Source organism: Amycolatopsis sp. WAC 04197, assembly GCF_003947475.1.
GTDB lineage: Bacteria > Actinomycetota > Actinomycetes > Mycobacteriales > Pseudonocardiaceae > Amycolatopsis > Amycolatopsis japonica.
The window spans coordinates 71,598-87,576 of record NZ_QHJK01000014.1; the positions used below are offsets into that span (position 1 = coordinate 71,598).

Consider the following 15,979-nt stretch of genomic DNA (forward strand, 5'->3'; position numbering starts at 1 on the left):
ACGACGAGCGCGAAGGAGGGACACCGTGTTGTTCGGCGATGTAAGCGAGGAATTGGCGCGACGCGTGGTGAAAGCCCTTCGCTACGTCACCGACTTCGAACCGCCGTCAGCCCTGGTGCGGGTCTCCGCGCAGAGCGGCGTCGACTATCAATGCGATCTCGCGATGAGCCTGGGTAAACGGCTCGGCAAACCGCCGAGGGAGATCGCCGCCGACATCGCGGCGCGGCTCGACGTCGCCGATCTCGCCGAACCTCCGGAGGTCGCAGGGCCGGGCTTCCTCAACTTCACCCTGCGCTCGTCGTGGCTGGCCGAACGGACGACCGCGCTCAACGGCGACCCACGGCTGGGTGTCCCGGCGACGCCGCGGCCCCGCCGGATCGCCGTCGACTACAGCAGCCCGAACGTGGCGAAGGAAATGCACGTCGGGCACCTCCGGTCGACCGTCATCGGCGACGCGATCGTCCGGCTGTCACGGTTCGCCGGACATGAGGTCGTCCCGCACAACCACCTCGGCGATTGGGGCACTCCGTTCGGCATGCTGATCGAGCATCTGCTCGACGAACGCCCGTCCGGCCCGTACGCGATCGGAGACCTCAACGGCTTCTATCGGGCCGCCCGGGCGAAGTTCGACACCGACGACGGCTTCGCGACCCGCTCGCGTGAGCGGGTGGTGCTCCTGCAAAGCGGTGACGAAGAGACGTTGTCGCTGTGGCAACGTCTGGTCGACGAATCGACACGGCATTTCACCCAGGTCTACGAACTCCTCGGGATCGGCCTGGCGAGTGAGGACGTCTACGGCGAGAGCTTCTACAACCCGTTGCTCGCCGCGGTCGTGGACGACCTGGACGCCGCCGGGCTGACCGAGATCAGCGACGGCGCGGTCTGCGTCTTTCCCGACGGTTTCCGCAACCGGGAAGGCGATCCGCTGCCGCTCATCGTGCGGAAGCGGGACGGCGGTTACGGCTACGCGGCCACCGATCTCGCGACCCTGCGGTACTGGACGGAACAACGCGAGGTCACCGATCTGCTCTACGTCGTCGGCGCGCCGCAAGCACAGCATTTCGCGATGGTGTTCGCCGTGTGCCGGGCCGCCGGCTGGCTCCGCGAGGAGCACCGAGCCGAGCACGTCGGGTTCGGCTCGGTACTCGGTGAGGACGGCCGCGCCATGAAGACCCGGGCGGGCGAGTCGGTCCGGCTTTCCGACCTGCTCACCGAAGCGGTCTCCCACGCCGCCGAGGTCATCGACGACCGGGCCGACCTCTCCCCCGAAATCAGGGAAGAGGTCGCCGAGGCGATCGGGATCGGCGCGATCAAGTACGCCGACCTTTCCGGCGATCGCGAACGTGACTACGTCTTCTCCTGGGACCGGATGCTCGCCAAGAGCGGGAACACGTCGGTCTATCTGCAGTACGCCAACGCGCGGATCCGTTCCGTGCTGGCGAAAGCGGATCAGGACCTCGCCGGCGCGCGGGTCTTGATCGGCCACCCCGCGGAGCGTGCCTTGGCACTCGCGCTGACCCGCTTCCCCGAAGCGGTCGGCGCGGCGACCGCCGGACATCTCCCCCACAAACTGTGCACTTATCTGTACGAGACCGCGGTCGTCTTCTCGCGGTTCTACGAACAGTGCCCGGTGCTGGACGCCGAAGGCGACGGCGTCCGCGACTCACGACTGCTGCTGGCCGAACTCACGTCGAGGACGTTGACGCTGGGCCTGTCCTTGCTGGGCATCTCCACCCCCGCCCGGCTATGAGTCGCCGTGGTCGCTGAAGACCTTGCGCTTCAGCGGAGGGACCGCCTGGAAGAAGCGGAACATCCCTCGCGCCATCGTGCGACCCGCCCGGTTTTCCGACACGAACTGGCGGGCGCTGCGTTCCGAGTCGCGCACCGCCGCGAAGCCGTAGTCGCGCATCCTCTGCTCGTAGTCGGCGACCGCGGAGCGCACCGCTCCGGTCTTGCGGGCTTCGACGAGGTTGCGGCACAACAGTTGCGCGTCCCGGAGCGCGGTGTTCGCACCGATCCCGCGGAACGGGGTCATGCTGTGGATCGCGTCGCCGAGCAACGTGACGTTGCTCGTCGGCCATGGCTCGACGGGTTTCGAGGTGAAGATCGGCAGCCGGGAGACCGCCTGCTCAGGCGAGCCGGCGACCAATTCCTTGAACGCGGGATCCCAGCCGTCGATCAGGTCCAGCACCAGAGCGCGCAGCGCCGCACCGTCCAATGAGGACAGGTCGCTCGGGTAGCGCCGGTCGTCCGCCGCGTACGCCCACATGATGTAACTCGAGGTGTTGTCGAACAGAACGGGGTCGTAGTCCGCTGTCTCGTCGTTCACCGACGCGGCGCCGGCCAGCTCGTGCGGCGCGGTGAACAAGCCCGCCCCGGTACGCGGCATCACCATGCTCGGACCGTCGGTGAGCCGGGCGGGCAAACGCTTGCGGGTCTCTTCGGTCAGCGGATGTTTGCCCGCGATCGCGATGATTCCCGTGTCCACTCGCTCGGCGTCGGGAAGGAACTGTTTGCGCACGCGGGAATTGGCCCCGTCGGCGCCGATGACCAAGTCGGCTTCGACGGTGCTGCCGTCGGCGAACTCGCAGACGACCACCTCGCCTTCACGGCGGTAGCCGACGAACTCCTTGCCGTGGTGCAGAACTCCTTCGAGCCCGTCCGACAGCACCTGATGCAGGCTGATCCGGCTGACCGAATGATGGTTCGACGCGGGATCGGGGCTCGACGTGAGCTCGGCGTCGATCACCATCAGGTCGCGCAGCCGCTCCGTCACGAAGGAGAACGGGCCGCTCGTGGTGCCGGCGGTGTCCAGGAACCGCTGCCAGAGCTCGGGCGGCAGGCATTCGTGCAGGGCCGCGGCGCCGTGCGGGTTGATGTGCACGCGATAGCCCTGCAGACGTTCGGTCCGGGTGCGGCTGCGTTCGTGAACGGACACGTCGATTCCCGCCTCGCGCAGCCCTTGCGCCAAGCAGAGACCGCCCGTTCCGCCGCCGATGATCGCGATTCTCGTGGTCATGGGGTTTCTCCTCTCTCCGCCGACAACTATCAACCATACGGATGATAGTGTCAACCGTACGTTTGAAAGAGTCAGCGGCTAAGCTGAACCGCATGTCCGAAGCCGCCCCACGCAGCCCTCGCCGCGCCCCCGTCGAACGCCAGCGCGATCCCGAGCGCACGAAGGCCCAGCTCCTGGAAGCGGCGAAGGCCGAGTTCGGCGCGAAGGGCTACGCCGCGGCACGGGTCAGCGAGATCGCCGCGAAAGCGGGCGTGAACAAGCAGCTCATCTCGTACTACTTCGGCGGCAAGGAAGGGCTGTACAACGCGCTGACCGCGACGATGTACGGCGACTACGCCGCGGTCGCCGACCACGAGAAACCGTTCGCGGAGGTCGTCCGGTTCTTCGCCAGGTCGGGAGTCCGGGATCACGACCTCGCCAAGCTGTTCCTCTGGGAGAACCTGACCGACGGCGCCCCCGACGCGATCGGCGTCGAGGGGCAGCGCGAATTCCTCCAGCGGCAGGTGGAGTACGTGCGAGCGCGTCAGGCCGCGGGCGATTTCCCCGCTGACCTGGACCCGGCGTTCCTGCTGGTGATCTTCATGGCCGCGTCCAGTGCCGCACTGGCGCTGCCTCGCGTCGTCCGGGCCGTCTCGGGCCAGGATCCCCAGTCGGCCGAGTTCGCCGAGGCCTACGGCGAACAGCTGGCGCGCCTGGTCGGCCACCTCGCCGATTCGCCCTGACGCCGGGCCTGGGCCCTAGCGCCGGAGGGGAACGAGGTCGTCCGCGTGGACGACCTCGCGACGCTGCTCCGCGGGCAGGTCGTGACTGGAGCGGCCGATGAGGTCGGGCAGTTCGCCCGCGTCGAAGGCCACGACGCCACGCGCCACGGTCCGCTGCCGGAGATCGACCAGATCGACGACGTCGCCCGCCTGGAAGTCGCCGTCGACGCCGGTGATCCCGGCGGCCAGCAGGGAGCGACGGCGGCGGACGACGGCCGCGACCGCGCCGTCGTCGAGATGCAGTTTCCCGGACGCGCCCGCGGCGTAACCCAGCCAGAACCGGCGGGCCGACAGCCGGGAGTCCGCGGCGGCGAACGCCGTGCCGACCTCGGCGGTGGTCAGGGCGCGGGCGGCCTCGGAAGCGGCGGCGAGCAGGACCGGGATCCCGGCGCCGGCGGCGGTGCGGGCGGCGGCGAGCTTCGACACCATGCCGCCGGTGCCGAGCCCGGAACTCGACATGCCGACGGTGATGCCGTCCACATCGGACTCCCCGGCGACTTCGGCGATCTTGCGGGTCGCGCCGTCACGGGGGTCCCCGTCGTACAGACCGTCCACATCGGACAAAAGAACGAGTGCGTCGGCGCCGATCAGGTGCGCCACCAGCGCGGCAAGCCGGTCGTTGTCGCCGAAGCGGATCTCTTCGGTGGCCACGGTGTCGTTCTCGTTGACCACGGGAACGGCGCCGAGGGCCAGCAGCCGGGTGAACGTGTTCTGCGCGTTGCGGTAGTGCGCACGGCGCACGACGTCGTCCGACGTCAGCAGAACCTGGCCCACCGTCAACGAAAACCGGCCGAACGACTCGGCGTAGGCGTGGGCCAGCGCGAGCTGCCCGACGCTGGCCGCGGCCTGCTGGGTGGCGAGGTCACGCGGTCGTTTGCCGAGCGAGAGCGGCGCGAGTCCCGCGCCGATCGCGCCCGAGGACACCAGCACGATCTGCGTGCCGCGGGAGACCCGGTCGGCGATCGCGTCCACCAAGGTGTCCAGCCTGGCCACGTCGAGACCGTCACCGGCGGTGGTCAGTGCGGAGGAACCGACCTTGACGACCACACGCTTCGCGTCGGCGATCGCCACCCGGGTTGAGCTCACTCGTCGTCCATCTCGTCTTCGTCTTCGACGCCGTCCGGACCGTCACGACGGATCCGGCGGGCCTCCTTGCGCTCGGCGGCACCGACGCGGCTGGTGTTCTCCAGCCGCACGTCCGTGCCCCGGCCCGACAGGTGCACCGCGACCCCGGCCGGGGTCGACGGCTCCCATTCGAACTGGACGTCGCCGATGGTGACGGGGCTGCCCGGTACGGCGCCCTTGCGTGCCAGTACTTCCTCGACACCCAGCCGGTTGAGCCGGTCCGCGAGGTAACCCACGGCTTCGTCGTTGCCGAAGTTGGTCTGCCGGATCCACCGCTCCGGACGGGAGCCGCGGATGATGAACGCGCCTTCCTCCTCCGGGTCGAGTTCGACGGTGAAGCCCGCGTCGTCGACGGCCATCGGCCGGAGCACGACCTTCGCCGGCTCGGGGGCGGGCTGGTCGGCGCGGTACTTCTCGACGACGGCGGCGAGCGCGTAGGTCAGTTCCTTCAGCCCCTGCCGCGACGCGGTCGAGATCTCGAACACGCTGAGGCCGCGGGCCTCCAGTTCCGGGCGCACGAACTCGGCGAGTTCGGCGGCGTCCGGGATGTCGATCTTGTTCAGCACCACCACCCGCGGCCGGTCGGCGAGGTCGCCGCCGAGGCTCGGGGTGTAGCGGGCCAGTTCTTCTTCGAGGGCGTCGATGTCGGACAGCGGGTCGCGGCCGGGCTCGAAAGTGGCGCAGTCGACGACGTGCACCAGCACGGCGCAGCGTTCGATGTGACGCAGGAAGTCGAGGCCGAGCCCCTTGCCCTCGCTCGCGCCCGGGATCAGCCCCGGCACGTCGGCCATGGTGAACACGGTCGATCCGGCGGTGATCACGCCCAGGTTCGGCACCAGGGTGGTGAACGGGTAGTCGGCGATCTTCGGCTTAGCCGCGGACAGCACCGAGATCAGCGACGACTTGCCCGCGGACGGGAAGCCCAGCAGCCCGACGTCGGCGACCGAACGCAGCTCCAGGACGAGGTCGCGGGTCTCCCCCGGCTCGCCCAGCAGCGCGAATCCGGGCGCCCGGCGAGCCTTGGAGGCCAGCGCCGCGTTGCCGAGGCCGCCACGGCCACCCTGGGCGGCGACGAAGGTGGTCCCCGGCCCGACCAGGTCGGCCAGGATCTCGCCGTCCTCGGTCATCACGACGGTGCCGGACGGGACGCGCATCTCCAGCGTCTCGCCCGCCGCACCAGCGCGGTTGCCGCCCTGGCCCAGCTTGCCGTTGCCGGCGCGGGCGTGCGGGCGGAAGTGGAAGTCGAGCAGCGTGTGGACGTTCGGATCGACGACCAGCAGCACGTCGCCGCCGTTGCCGCCGTTGCCGCCGTCCGGGCCGCCGAGGGGCTTGAACTTCTCGCGGTGCACCGAGGCGCAGCCATTCCCACCGTCGCCGGCGGCCAGATGGATCACCGCTCGGTCCACGAACCGGGACGCCATGACTTGCCTCTATTCACTCGCGAAAAGAAAGGGGGATACACAAAACAAACGAGGGGTGGGCCCGGATATTCCGGCCCCACCCCTCGTCAGAGGTTCTAACTCGAAGCCGGAACTCAGGCTTCGGTCGGCACGATGTTGACCGTCTTGCGGCCACGCTTCTCGCCGAACTGGACCGCACCGGCGGCCAGCGCGAACAGCGTGTCGTCGCCGCCACGGCCGACGTTCACGCCGGGGTGGAACTTGGTGCCACGCTGGCGGATCAGGATCTCGCCCGCGTTGACTTCCTGGCCGCCGTAGCGCTTGACGCCCAGCCGCTGCGCGTTCGAATCGCGACCGTTGCGGGAGCTGGACGCACCCTTCTTGTGAGCCATGGCTCAATCCTCTTTCTGACGAAGATCCGGAGAAAGTCCTACTTGGAGATGCCGGTGACCTCGACGCGGGTCAGCTTCTGCCGGTGACCCTGGCGCTTGTGGTAGCCGGTCTTGTTCTTGAACTTGTGGATCCGGATCTTCGGACCCTTGGTCTGCTCGACGACCTTGCCGGTGACCGAGACCTTCGCCAGCGCGTCGGCGTCCGTGGTGACGTCGCCACCGTCCACGAAAAGGACTGCGGGGAAGGTGTGCTCTGTACCCGGCTCGCCTTCGAGCTTCTCGACCTCGACGACGTCGCCGACGGCCACCTTGTACTGCTTGCCGCCAGTCTTGACGATCGCGTACGCCGACACGGAAGTCTCCTGCTTACTCGACAACGGGTGGGGGCTTGCGTGATCGGCCCACCCAGAAGTTCTCTGTGGGTGGTCCAGATGCTGCGCAAGGTGCCCGCTCTAGGTGGCGGGCCGTTCTACAGGTTACGTGGGGCTCCCCGGTGCGATCACACCGGGGTGCCCCTAGGTGTTCACTAGCTCTTTTCTGACGCCTTGACCGGCGGACCGGCCGGCCGTGAGGCCGCCCGTCGCGGACGACGGCGGGTGGTGGAGCGCACGGCCGGAGCCGGAACGTCCACCTCGGGCTCGGGCTCCTCCTGAGCGGGAGGAGTCTCGGGCTCGGAAACCTCTTCTGTCACAACAGCCTCAGGAGTCACCGGCACCTCGGGCGCTTCGGGCTCCGGGCCCGATTCCGCGACGACGGCGACCTCTTCCTCGCGCACGGCCGGAGCCTCGTCGTCCGGAGTCGTCACCGGCTCACCGGCGAGTTCCGTCGCGGGCGCCTCGGCGACCGGCTCGGAGACCGGCTCAGCGGCCGCCTCGGCCGCCTGCTCGACGGTCGCTTCGGCCACGGGCTCCGAAGCCTGCGGGGCGTGCCCGTTCAGCGCGGCGCCCTCGACGTTCTCGGTGACCTCGTGCGAGTGCTCGCCCTTGGCCGCCTTCGTGGCGTTGGCCACGGCCTGGACCGCCGAAACCACCGACTCGCGCTGGGCGGGCGGAGGCGTTTCGACCTTGGCCGCGGCGGGCTCGTTCTGGCCCTGCCCCTGGTCCTCACCCTTGCCCCGGCCGCGGGACCGGCGGGAGCCCTGCTCCTTGCCGCCACCGCCGCCGTTGCCGTGGTTGTGACCGTTGCCGCCGCCACCGGTGCGCTGCGGCTCGGTCGAGACGACCACGCCGCGCCCCTTGCAGTGCTCGCACGGCGTCGAGAACGCCTCGAGCAGCCCGGTGCCGATCTTCTTGCGGGTCATCTGCACCAGGCCGAGCGAGGTGACCTCGGCGACCTGGTGACGCGTGCGGTCGCGGCCGAGGCATTCGGTCAGCCGTCGCAGCACGAGCTCGCGGTTGGATTCGAGCACCATGTCGATGAAGTCGATGACGATGATGCCGCCGATGTCCCGGAGCCGGAGCTGGCGGACGATCTCCTCCGCCGACTCCAGGTTGTTCCTGGTCACCGTCTCCTCGAGGTTGCCACCCGATCCGGTGAACTTGCCGGTGTTGACGTCGATGACCGTCATCGCTTCGGTGCGGTCGATGACCAGGTAGCCACCCGAGGGCAGCCAGACCTTGCGGTCCAGTGCCTTGGTGATCTGCTCGTCGATGCGGTGGTCGGCGAAGGCCGAACCGGTGCCCGTGTACCGCTTGACGCGATCCGCCAGGTCCGGCGCCACGTGCTGCACGTAGTTGTAGATGGTGTCCCAAGCCTTGTCGCCCTGGATCTCCAGCTTGGCGAAGTCCTCGGTGAACAGGTCGCGGACGACCTTGACCAGCAGGTCCGGCTCTTCGTAGAGCATGACCGGGGCGCTGTTCTTCTTGCCGCCGTTGCCGGCTTCGGCCTTCTCCTTGATGACGTCCCACTGCGCCTTGAGGCGGCGGACGTCCCGGTCCAGCTCCTCCTCGCTGATGCCCTCGGACGCGGTGCGGATGATCACACCGGCGTCCTCGGGGACGATGCGCTTGAGGATGTCCTTCAGGCGGCGGCGCTCGTTCTCCGGGAGCTTCCGGGAGATACCGGTGGCGCCGCCCGCGGGCACGTAGACCAGGAAGCGGCCCGGCAGCGAGATCTGCGTGGTCAGCCGGGCGCCCTTGTGCCCGACCGGGTCCTTGGTGACCTGGACCAGCACGGAATCGCCGGTGGAGAGCGCCTGCTCGATCTTGCGGGCCTTGCCCTCGAGACCGGCGGCGTCCCAGTCGACCTCGCCGGCGTAGAGCACGGCGTTGCGGCCGCGGCCGATGTCGATGAAGGCGGCCTCCATCGACGGCAGCACGTTCTGCACGCGGCCTAGGTACACGTTGCCGACGATCGAGCCGGTGCCCGACGACGTCACGAAGTGCTCGCACAGGACACCGTCCTCGAGCACGCCGATCTGCGTGGACTCGCCCTTCTCGGCGACGACCATGGTGCGCTCGACCGACTCGCGGCGGGCGAGGAACTCGGCCTCGGACAGGATCGGCGCACGACGACGGCCCGCCTCGCGACCGTCCCGGCGGCGCTGGCGCTTGGCTTCGAGCCGGGTCGAGCCACGCACGCTGCGGACCTCGTCCCGCGCGGGGCGCTCGGTCTCGGCGGCCTTGGCCTGGCGCACGTGGACGACCGTGTTGGGCGGGTCGTCGCTGGTGGCCTCGGCGGTGTCGTCGTCCCCGCCCTTGCGACGACGGCGGCGACGGCGGCGCTTGCTGCCGTTGTCCGAATCGCCCTCGTTGTCCGAATCGGACTCGGTGGACGCTTCTTCGGTGCTCTCGGCGCCGGCCTCTTCGGTCTCGGCGTCCTTGTCCTTCGCGCGCTGCTGACGGCCGCGCGGGGCTCGCGCCTCTTCGGACTGCTCGTCCTCGTTCTCGGACTCGGCCGAGCCCTCGTCGCCGCCCTTGCCCCGGCCACGGCCACGGCGTCCGCGACGACGGCGGCGACGGCCGTTGGCGTCGTCACCGTCCTCGTCGGTGCCCTGGCCTTCGGCCTGGTCCGCCTGCGTCTCGTCCTCGTCGGAAGCGGGTTCCTCGGTCGGCGCGAAGGCGGGCTCCGGCTTGCGGGCGGGCTTCGCCGCGACGGGCTCCGGCGGCAGGAACACCGGCGACGGCGCGGCGAACACCGGGACGTGCACGGCGGCCTTCGCGGGCCTGGTCGTCGGCTGCGGCGGCTCCGGGGTCACCGGGGCGGCCAGCGCGGGCGGAACGCGCCGCGAGGGGGCCTCCACCTGCGGAGCGGGCTCCGGCTCCGGCTCGGGCTCAGCCTCGGCCTTGACCTCGGGCTCGGGCTCGGGAGCCGCCGGGGCCTCTGCGACGGGAGTCGTTTCGGGCTCGTCTCCGCCCGCGAGGGCTTCGGCGAGCTTGAGTGCCACTTCGCGGGTGACGCTGGACTGCGCGCTGCGCACGGTCTCGCCGAGCTCACCGAGCTTGGCCATCAGTTCACGGCTGTTGGATCCCAGCAGCTTCGCCAGCGCGTGCACCCGGATCCGGGGCGGCAGTTCGCCCAGCTGGCCTGCGCTGGGTGTGGCGGTATTCCCGCCGGTGACGGCGGGTGTGTCCGCGTTCGACATATATCTCCTCCGCCCCCGGGCGCGTCGGCTGGCTCTCACCGGCTCGACGCGGCCGCGCAGGGGCCCCTTTCTGTTCGTTCCGCCGTGGTGGTCACCAGCAGCGGGAATCCTTGCCCGGACCGCGACGGCGCCGGGGTTGTCCGGGCGCCGCGTACGGCTGAAGGTCTGCTCGGCGGAGCGCTGGCCACGTTCGCGACATCGGGCCGCCCGCCACGTCGTCGAGCCGCATACAGCGGCGACGCGTGTGGAGGATGTGCAGCACACCACCGGGCCACGAGACCGCGAGCGCCACCTCTCACGTGTGCCCGTCGGCCAGTGGCCACCGCGAGTATCCCACACCCCGGCCCCACTCCGGTGTACTCGGTGCCACAGACCTGGCTCCCGGGCGCGCCGCGGCCACCGGCCGAGCGAACTTCGCGGGAGAGCTTGTCGACCCGGCCGAGGGTGGCTAGCGTGCCGCTCGGGGGTACTGACGCGTAGGCAGCGGTGCCCCCGTCGTCCGATGTTCTCCGGTGGGAGGTCCGGTGTCCCTGCTGGGGCGGTCCCTGCGAGCGGCCGTGTGCGCCTTCGTGGTGCTCTGCGGTTCGGTCGCCGCTGTCGCGACGGCCGAGGCCGAGTCCTCGTGTCATCCCCAGGGACGGGCCCTGCGTTACGTCGTCGCCTTCGACAAGGGCACCTCCGAAGCCGAGGCCAGGGCGGCTGTCGCCGAGGGCTGCGGCAGCACGACCGTCTACTACCCGCAGATCGCCGTGGCCGTGGCGACCTCGGCCGACCGGGACTTCGCCGAGCTGGTCCGGCCGGCCGCCGCGTTCAGCGCGCAGGCCGAACGGCTGGCCGTGCAGCGGGCCAACGGCACGTCACCGGCCAGATCCGCGCCCGCCCGCGCCGAACTCGAACCGACGGATCCGGCGAAGGTGCCCTCCGCCGACCGCACCGGCGAGCAGTGGGACATGCGCGCGATCGGCGCCGACAAGGCCCACGCGATCGAACCGGGCAGCCCGGACGTCGTCGTCGGCGTCCTCGACTCCGGCGTCGACCCCACCCACCCCGACCTGGCGAACGCCCTCGACCCCGGCAAGTCCGCGGGCTGCCTGACCGGCGCGCCCGACCGGAACTGGGCCGCGACCACGTCAGTGCACGGCACCCACGTCGCGGGGATCATCGCCGCCGCCGACGACGGCAAAGGGGTCACCGGGGTGGCGCCCGGGGTGCGGATCGCCTCGGTGAAGGTGATCGACGATCGCGGGTACGCCGACCCCGAAGCCGCCGTCTGCGGGCTGATGTGGGCCGTTTCACAGGGCATGGCGGTGACGAACAGCAGCTACTTCGTCGATCCGTGGTCGCTCTCGTGCGCCCACGACGACAAACGGGGCGTCGTGAACGAGGTCATGGCCCGCGCCGTCGAGTACGCGACCTCGGCGGGCACCCTCAACGTCGCGGCGGCGACCAACGAAGCCGCCGAGCTGGTGCCGTCCCCGCGTTCGGGTGCCCGGCGCCAGGCCGAAGGCTGTCAGGCGCTGCCCGCCGGTCTGCGGGACGTCGTCGCGGTGTCGTCCGTGAGCGAAGAGCGGGTCAAGGCCGGGTACAGCTCGTACGGCCTCGGCGTGATCGACGTGACCGCTCCGGGCGGCGAGGCCGGGCGGTGCGTGCTTTCGACCGTTCCCGGCGGGTACGCGCCGCTGTGCGGGACGTCGATGGCGGCGCCGCACGTCGCCGGTGTCGCGGCGTTGCTCGCTTCGAAGCATCCCGGCTACAGCGCCCGCCAGCTGCGGCGGACGCTGGACGCCCACGCCACCCCGATCGCGTGTCCCGCCGACTACGACCTGACCGGTGACGGCTCGCAGGACGCGTACTGCACCGGGTACGCGGGGTTCAACGGCTTCTACGGGCACGGCATGGTCGACGCGCTGGCCGCGGTGGCGCCCCGGCGGACGGGCTCGAACCCGGCCCGCTGACCCGGGTCAGCGGAGCAGGAGTTTGCCGAACCGCTTCGAGGACGCGTAGATCCCGACCGCCGCCAGCGCCACCAGGTACGCCACGTTGCCGACCATGCTCCACGACAGAACGCCTGCCGAAAGCCCGCGCATCAGCTCGATGCCGTGGTACAGCGGGAAGATCTGCACGATCCACTGGATCCCCGCCGGGTACACCGAAAGCGGGTAGAACGTCGTGGAGAACAGGAACAGCGGCATCAGCACGAGGTTGATGTAGTCGAACTGCGACACCGACCGCAGGAAGGTCACCAGCACGATGCCGATGGCCGAGAACGCCATCGCGATCAGCAGCGCCGCCGGGATCATCAACAGGGCCCACCACGACCCAGGCAGCCCCATCACGGTCATCACGCCGAGGAACGTCGCCGAGTAGATCCCGCCGCGCAGCACCGACCAGCCGACCTCGCCGAGCGCGATGTCCAGCGGCCCGATCGGGGTGGCGAGCATGGCGTCGTACAGCTTGGCGTACTTCAGCTTGAAGAACAGGTTGTACGTCGAGTCGAGGATCGCGCCGTTCATCGCCGACGCCGCGAGCAGGCCGGGCGCGACGAACGCGACGTAACTCATCGCCTGGCCGCCGGGCCCGACGACCTCGCCGACGAGCTTGCCGAAGCCGAGCTGGAAGGCCATCAGGTAGAACAGCGGCTCGAAGACGCCGGACACGAACAGCATCCAGGCGTGCGAGTACGTCAGGAAGGTCCGCTCCAGCACCGCCGTCGACCGGCCGCTGTACAGCGCGGACGGCAGGATCCGCAGCAGCACCCCGCGCCGCGGGGCTTCGGTGAGCACCGCCATTTCAGACCACCAGCCGTCGGTAGAAGTACTTGTGCGCCAGCGCCCAGCCCACCCCGGCCAGGACGACCAGGAAGGCGAGGTGGCCCAGCGTGGCGAGCGGGCCGACGGTGCCGAGGCTGACCGCCCTGGCGGCCTCGTTGCCGTGCCACAGCGGGGAGATCCAGGCGATCCACATCAGCGGGGCCGGCAGTTCGGAGATGGGGAAGAACGTGCCGGAGAACAACGTCATCGGGATCAGGATGAACCGGAACACCAGGCCGAACCGGGTGCCCTCGTCGTAGGTGGTCGCGGCCAGCGCCATCACCGGGGTGCCGCACGCGATACCGGTGAGCGTGCCGATGAGGATGACCGCGAGCACGCCGAAACTCGTCCACGAACCGAAGAGCGCCGCGATGACGGCGTAGATCGTGCCGGCCAGGGTCAGCCGCAGGCTCACCCACATGATCTGGCTGCCGAGCACCTGTCCCGGCGTGATCGGGGTGGCGGTGACGGCGATGTAGTCCTGCTGCCATTTGAACCCCGACAGCACCGGGTAGCTCGACTCCCCCACCGCCAGCTGCGCGGCGCCCGCCACGAGCAGCGCCGGGGCGACGTACTCCAGGTACGAGAAGCCGCCCGTCGCCGCGCCCGCCTGCACCTGCGAGCCGAAACCGAGCCCCATCGCGGCCAGGAACAGCACCGGCTGCAGGCCCGTCGAGTACAAAGTGGACACCCAGTACCGGCGGTACCACATCCAATGGCCCTCGACCCGCAGCCAGGCTCCCGCCCAGCGCGAGACCACGCGGCCCGTCGACGCCTTCGTCTGCGCTGTGGTCATCAGTCCACCAGCGTCCGGCCGGTGCGGCGGAGGAAGACGTCCTCCAGCGAACTGCGGCGGACCAGGCTCGACAGCGGACGCAGCCCTCGCGCGTGCGCCTGTTCGAGGGTGGCCTCACCGGTCATCGTGTAGAGCAGGACGCGGTCCGGCAGCACCTCGACGCGTTCGGCGAGGCCCTCGATCCGCTTCGCGGCCGCCTCCTGCTCGCCGTTCGGGAAGCGCAGCTCCACGACCTCGCGGGTGGAATACCGGCTGATCAGATCCGCGGGTGAGCCCTCGGCGGCGATCCGGCCGTTGTCCATCACGACCAACCTGTCGCAGAGCTGTTCCGCTTCGTCCATGTAATGCGTGGTGATGATCAGCGTGGTCCCGCCCGCCTTGAGCCGGAACAGCCTGTCCCACAACAGGTGCCGGGCCTGCGGGTCGAGACCCGTGGTCGGCTCGTCGAGCAGGAGCAGCTCCGGGTCGTTGACCAGGGACCGCGCGATGGTCAGCCGCCGCTTCATCCCGCCGGAGAGCGAATCGACCTCCGCGTTCGCCCGGTCGGTGAGCTGGGCGAACTCCATCAGCTCCTCGGCCTTGTTCCGCACGTGCGCGCGGGAAAGCCCGAAGTAGCGGCCGTAGATCTGCAGGTTCTGCCGGACGGTGAGCTCGGTGTCGAGGTTGTCCTGCTGCGGCACCACGCCGAGCCGGGCACGGATCTTCGGCCCTTCGACGTCCGGATCCATCCCCAGGACCCGCAGGTCGCCGTCGGTGCGCGGGGAGACGCTCGCGATCATGCGCATGGTGGAGGACTTGCCCGCGCCGTTGGGCCCGAGGAAGCCGAAGGCCTCCCCCGGGCGGACCTCGACGTCGATCCCGCGTACGGCCTCGAAATCGCCGAAACGCTTGACCAACGCCTTCGCCTGCACCATCGCCGGTTCGTGCTCCGAGTCACCCACGGTAGGCACCCTAGGACCTGCCACCGACAAAATTCGACCGGTTTATCCGGGCCCTTGTCGGCCGTTGCCCGCTCGTCGATACTCACCGACCATGAGTCTCAAGCCCAAAATCGCCCTGTTGTCCGTTTTTGTCAGCGCCGGGCTCCTGGTGGCGCCCGCCGCGCAGGCGGCCGAGACCCGTGCGGCCACTGTGGACCCGCGGCCGTCCACCGCGAAGCTGGCCTTCGAACTGCACAAGCTGGCGGCGCTCAGCCACGGCAAGATCCGCGTCGACAAGATCGGCCGCAGCAACGAGGGCCGTCCCGTGTGGGCGGCCAGGGTCGGCCACGGCAAGACCCGGATCCAGTACGTCACCCAGCAGCACGGCGACGAGCCGCTCGGCACGCCCGCCGCGCTCGAGTTCCTGCGCGAGGTCGGCGTGGGGAACAGCGCGTGGGCGCGGAAACTGCTCGCGAAGGTGACCGTCGACATCGTCGTGCGCGCCAACCCCGACGGGCACGAGCGCGACTGGCGCTACAACTACGACCCGGACGCCACTCCCGAATACGGCGAGAAGGGCAAGGGGTACGACATCAACCGCTATCACGACCCGGCCGTCGCGCCGAAGGACAACCCGGCCACCGAAGCGGGCCTGATCCAGCGGAGGAACGCGGAGTTCAAGCCGGACATCATGGTCGACTACCACATGCAAGGCCGGTACCAGGACGCGAACGGCAAGGAGATCACGGCTTCCACGCTGTGGCCGACGAATCCGGGCGTGAAACCGTCCGATGTGGACTTCGCGAAGCAGATCGCGGTGGTGGTGCAGCGGTCGATCGACGGTAACGGCGGCTACGTCTCGCAGTACCCGGGCGGCTCGTATCAGGGCATCGCGCGCAACGGGTACGGGCTGCTCGGCAACGGCAGCGTGCTGATCGAGCTGAGCCTCATCCCCGAGCGGGAGCAGCAGCAGATCCAGGACGCGCGGGCCTCGATGCTCGCGATCGCGCGGGCCGCGGCCGACGGTTCGGTGCGGACGGTGGACCCGGCCGGCGCCGACGCGATCCCGCCGCGGGGGCCGGCGCTGCCGGGGACGGTCGAAGAGGCGCACGAAGCCGCCTGACGCGTGCTAGGAACGGTCCTTTCCTTGCGAAATTCGCAAGGAAAGGACCG

Annotated in this window: 13 protein-coding genes; 4 read left to right on the forward strand and 9 right to left on the reverse strand. The window is 69.9% G+C overall.

Going from position 1 to position 15,979, the window contains the following annotated elements; genetic code table 11:
- Window positions 1–25 precede the first annotated feature (25 nt).
- Window positions 26–1,750 carry an arginine--tRNA ligase gene (gene argS / locus DMC64_RS37720; protein ID WP_125737435.1) on the forward strand — a complete coding sequence of 575 codons (1,725 nt, stop codon included), beginning with the start codon at window positions 26–28 and terminating at the stop codon, window positions 1,748–1,750.
- On the opposite strand, the gene DMC64_RS37725 is transcribed toward argS, so the two are convergent.
- The gene (locus tag DMC64_RS37725) at window positions 1,745–3,019 is read right to left on the reverse strand and encodes an NAD(P)/FAD-dependent oxidoreductase (RefSeq protein WP_125737436.1); all 1,275 of its coding nucleotides are present in this window, start codon (window positions 3,017–3,019) and stop codon (window positions 1,745–1,747) included. The two genes, argS and DMC64_RS37725, sit on opposite strands and share 6 nt — an antisense overlap.
- Window positions 3,020–3,111: 92 nt before the next feature.
- On the opposite strand from DMC64_RS37725, the gene DMC64_RS37730 reads away from it, so the two are divergent.
- Window positions 3,112–3,741, forward strand: coding sequence for a TetR/AcrR family transcriptional regulator (locus tag DMC64_RS37730; RefSeq protein ID WP_125737437.1), 630 nt, complete (start codon window positions 3,112–3,114; stop codon window positions 3,739–3,741).
- A 15-nt stretch (window positions 3,742–3,756) separates the two neighbouring features.
- Here DMC64_RS37730 and proB read toward each other — a convergent pair whose 3' ends face one another.
- The 5 genes from proB to DMC64_RS37755 all read right to left on the reverse strand — a co-directional run bounded on the left by proB (window position 3,757) and on the right by DMC64_RS37755 (window position 10,280).
- On the reverse strand, window positions 3,757–4,866 hold the full coding sequence (gene proB / locus DMC64_RS37735; protein WP_125737438.1) for a glutamate 5-kinase: 1,110 nt from the start codon (window positions 4,864–4,866) through the stop codon (window positions 3,757–3,759).
- On the reverse strand, window positions 4,863–6,326 hold the full coding sequence (gene obgE, locus DMC64_RS37740) for a GTPase ObgE (RefSeq protein ID WP_037342724.1): 1,464 nt from the start codon (window positions 6,324–6,326) through the stop codon (window positions 4,863–4,865). The genes proB and obgE overlap by 4 nt, the downstream gene beginning before the upstream one ends.
- 113 nt (window positions 6,327–6,439) lie before the next feature.
- A complete protein-coding gene (rpmA, locus tag DMC64_RS37745) occupies window positions 6,440–6,697 on the reverse strand; it encodes a 50S ribosomal protein L27 (protein ID WP_007034782.1) in 258 nt (85 codons plus the stop codon).
- Window positions 6,698–6,735: 38 nt separating this feature from the next.
- The gene (rplU, locus tag DMC64_RS37750) at window positions 6,736–7,050 is read right to left on the reverse strand and encodes a 50S ribosomal protein L21 (RefSeq protein ID WP_005158538.1); all 315 of its coding nucleotides are present in this window, start codon (window positions 7,048–7,050) and stop codon (window positions 6,736–6,738) included.
- A gap of 173 nt (window positions 7,051–7,223) precedes the next feature.
- Window positions 7,224–10,280, reverse strand: coding sequence for a translation initiation factor IF-2 N-terminal domain-containing protein (locus DMC64_RS37755; RefSeq protein ID WP_125737439.1), 3,057 nt, complete (start codon window positions 10,278–10,280; stop codon window positions 7,224–7,226).
- Between the two features lie 524 nt (window positions 10,281–10,804).
- Here DMC64_RS37755 and DMC64_RS37760 point away from each other — a divergent pair.
- Window positions 10,805–12,235 carry a S8 family serine peptidase gene (locus DMC64_RS37760; RefSeq protein ID WP_125737440.1) on the forward strand — a complete coding sequence of 477 codons (1,431 nt, stop codon included), beginning with the start codon at window positions 10,805–10,807 and terminating at the stop codon, window positions 12,233–12,235.
- Between the two features lie 6 nt (window positions 12,236–12,241).
- On the opposite strand, the gene DMC64_RS37765 is transcribed toward DMC64_RS37760, so the two are convergent.
- The 3 genes from DMC64_RS37765 to DMC64_RS37775 are packed head-to-tail and all read right to left on the reverse strand — an operon-like array spanning window position 12,242 to window position 14,800.
- A complete protein-coding gene (locus DMC64_RS37765; protein ID WP_125737441.1) occupies window positions 12,242–13,069 on the reverse strand; it encodes an ABC transporter permease in 828 nt (275 codons plus the stop codon).
- Window position 13,070: 1 nt separating this feature from the next.
- Complete coding sequence (locus DMC64_RS37770) at window positions 13,071–13,886, reverse strand: ABC transporter permease (RefSeq protein ID WP_016332383.1); 816 nt, start codon at window positions 13,884–13,886, stop codon at window positions 13,071–13,073.
- Complete coding sequence (locus DMC64_RS37775) at window positions 13,886–14,800, reverse strand: ABC transporter ATP-binding protein (RefSeq protein WP_125737548.1); 915 nt, start codon at window positions 14,798–14,800, stop codon at window positions 13,886–13,888. The genes DMC64_RS37770 and DMC64_RS37775 overlap by 1 nt, the downstream gene beginning before the upstream one ends.
- A gap of 118 nt (window positions 14,801–14,918) precedes the next feature.
- Between DMC64_RS37775 and DMC64_RS37780 the strand changes: the two genes are divergently transcribed.
- Window positions 14,919–15,929 (forward strand): M14 family zinc carboxypeptidase, encoded by a 1,011-nt coding sequence (locus DMC64_RS37780; protein ID WP_125737442.1) that lies wholly within the window; start codon window positions 14,919–14,921, stop codon window positions 15,927–15,929.
- Window positions 15,930–15,979 lie beyond the last annotated feature (50 nt).

Excerpts from the sequence above, each read along its gene's own strand:
- DMC64_RS37725 (WP_125737436.1), bottom strand. The coding sequence starts at position 3,019 with ATGACCACGAGAATCGCGATCATCGGCGGCGGAACGGGCGGTCTCTGC.
- DMC64_RS37730 (WP_125737437.1), top strand. The coding sequence starts at position 3,112 with ATGTCCGAAGCCGCCCCACGCAGCCCTCGCCGCGCCCCCGTCGAACGC.
- obgE (WP_037342724.1), bottom strand. The coding sequence starts at position 6,326 with ATGGCGTCCCGGTTCGTGGACCGAGCGGTGATCCATCTGGCCGCCGGC.
- rpmA (WP_007034782.1), bottom strand. The coding sequence starts at position 6,697 with ATGGCTCACAAGAAGGGTGCGTCCAGCTCCCGCAACGGTCGCGATTCG.
- DMC64_RS37755 (WP_125737439.1), bottom strand. The coding sequence starts at position 10,280 with ATGTCGAACGCGGACACACCCGCCGTCACCGGCGGGAATACCGCCACA.
- DMC64_RS37765 (WP_125737441.1), bottom strand. The coding sequence starts at position 13,069 with ATGGCGGTGCTCACCGAAGCCCCGCGGCGCGGGGTGCTGCTGCGGATC.
- DMC64_RS37770 (WP_016332383.1), bottom strand. The coding sequence starts at position 13,886 with ATGACCACAGCGCAGACGAAGGCGTCGACGGGCCGCGTGGTCTCGCGC.
- DMC64_RS37775 (WP_125737548.1), bottom strand. The coding sequence starts at position 14,800 with ATGGTGCAGGCGAAGGCGTTGGTCAAGCGTTTCGGCGATTTCGAGGCC.
- DMC64_RS37780 (WP_125737442.1), top strand. The coding sequence starts at position 14,919 with ATGAGTCTCAAGCCCAAAATCGCCCTGTTGTCCGTTTTTGTCAGCGCC.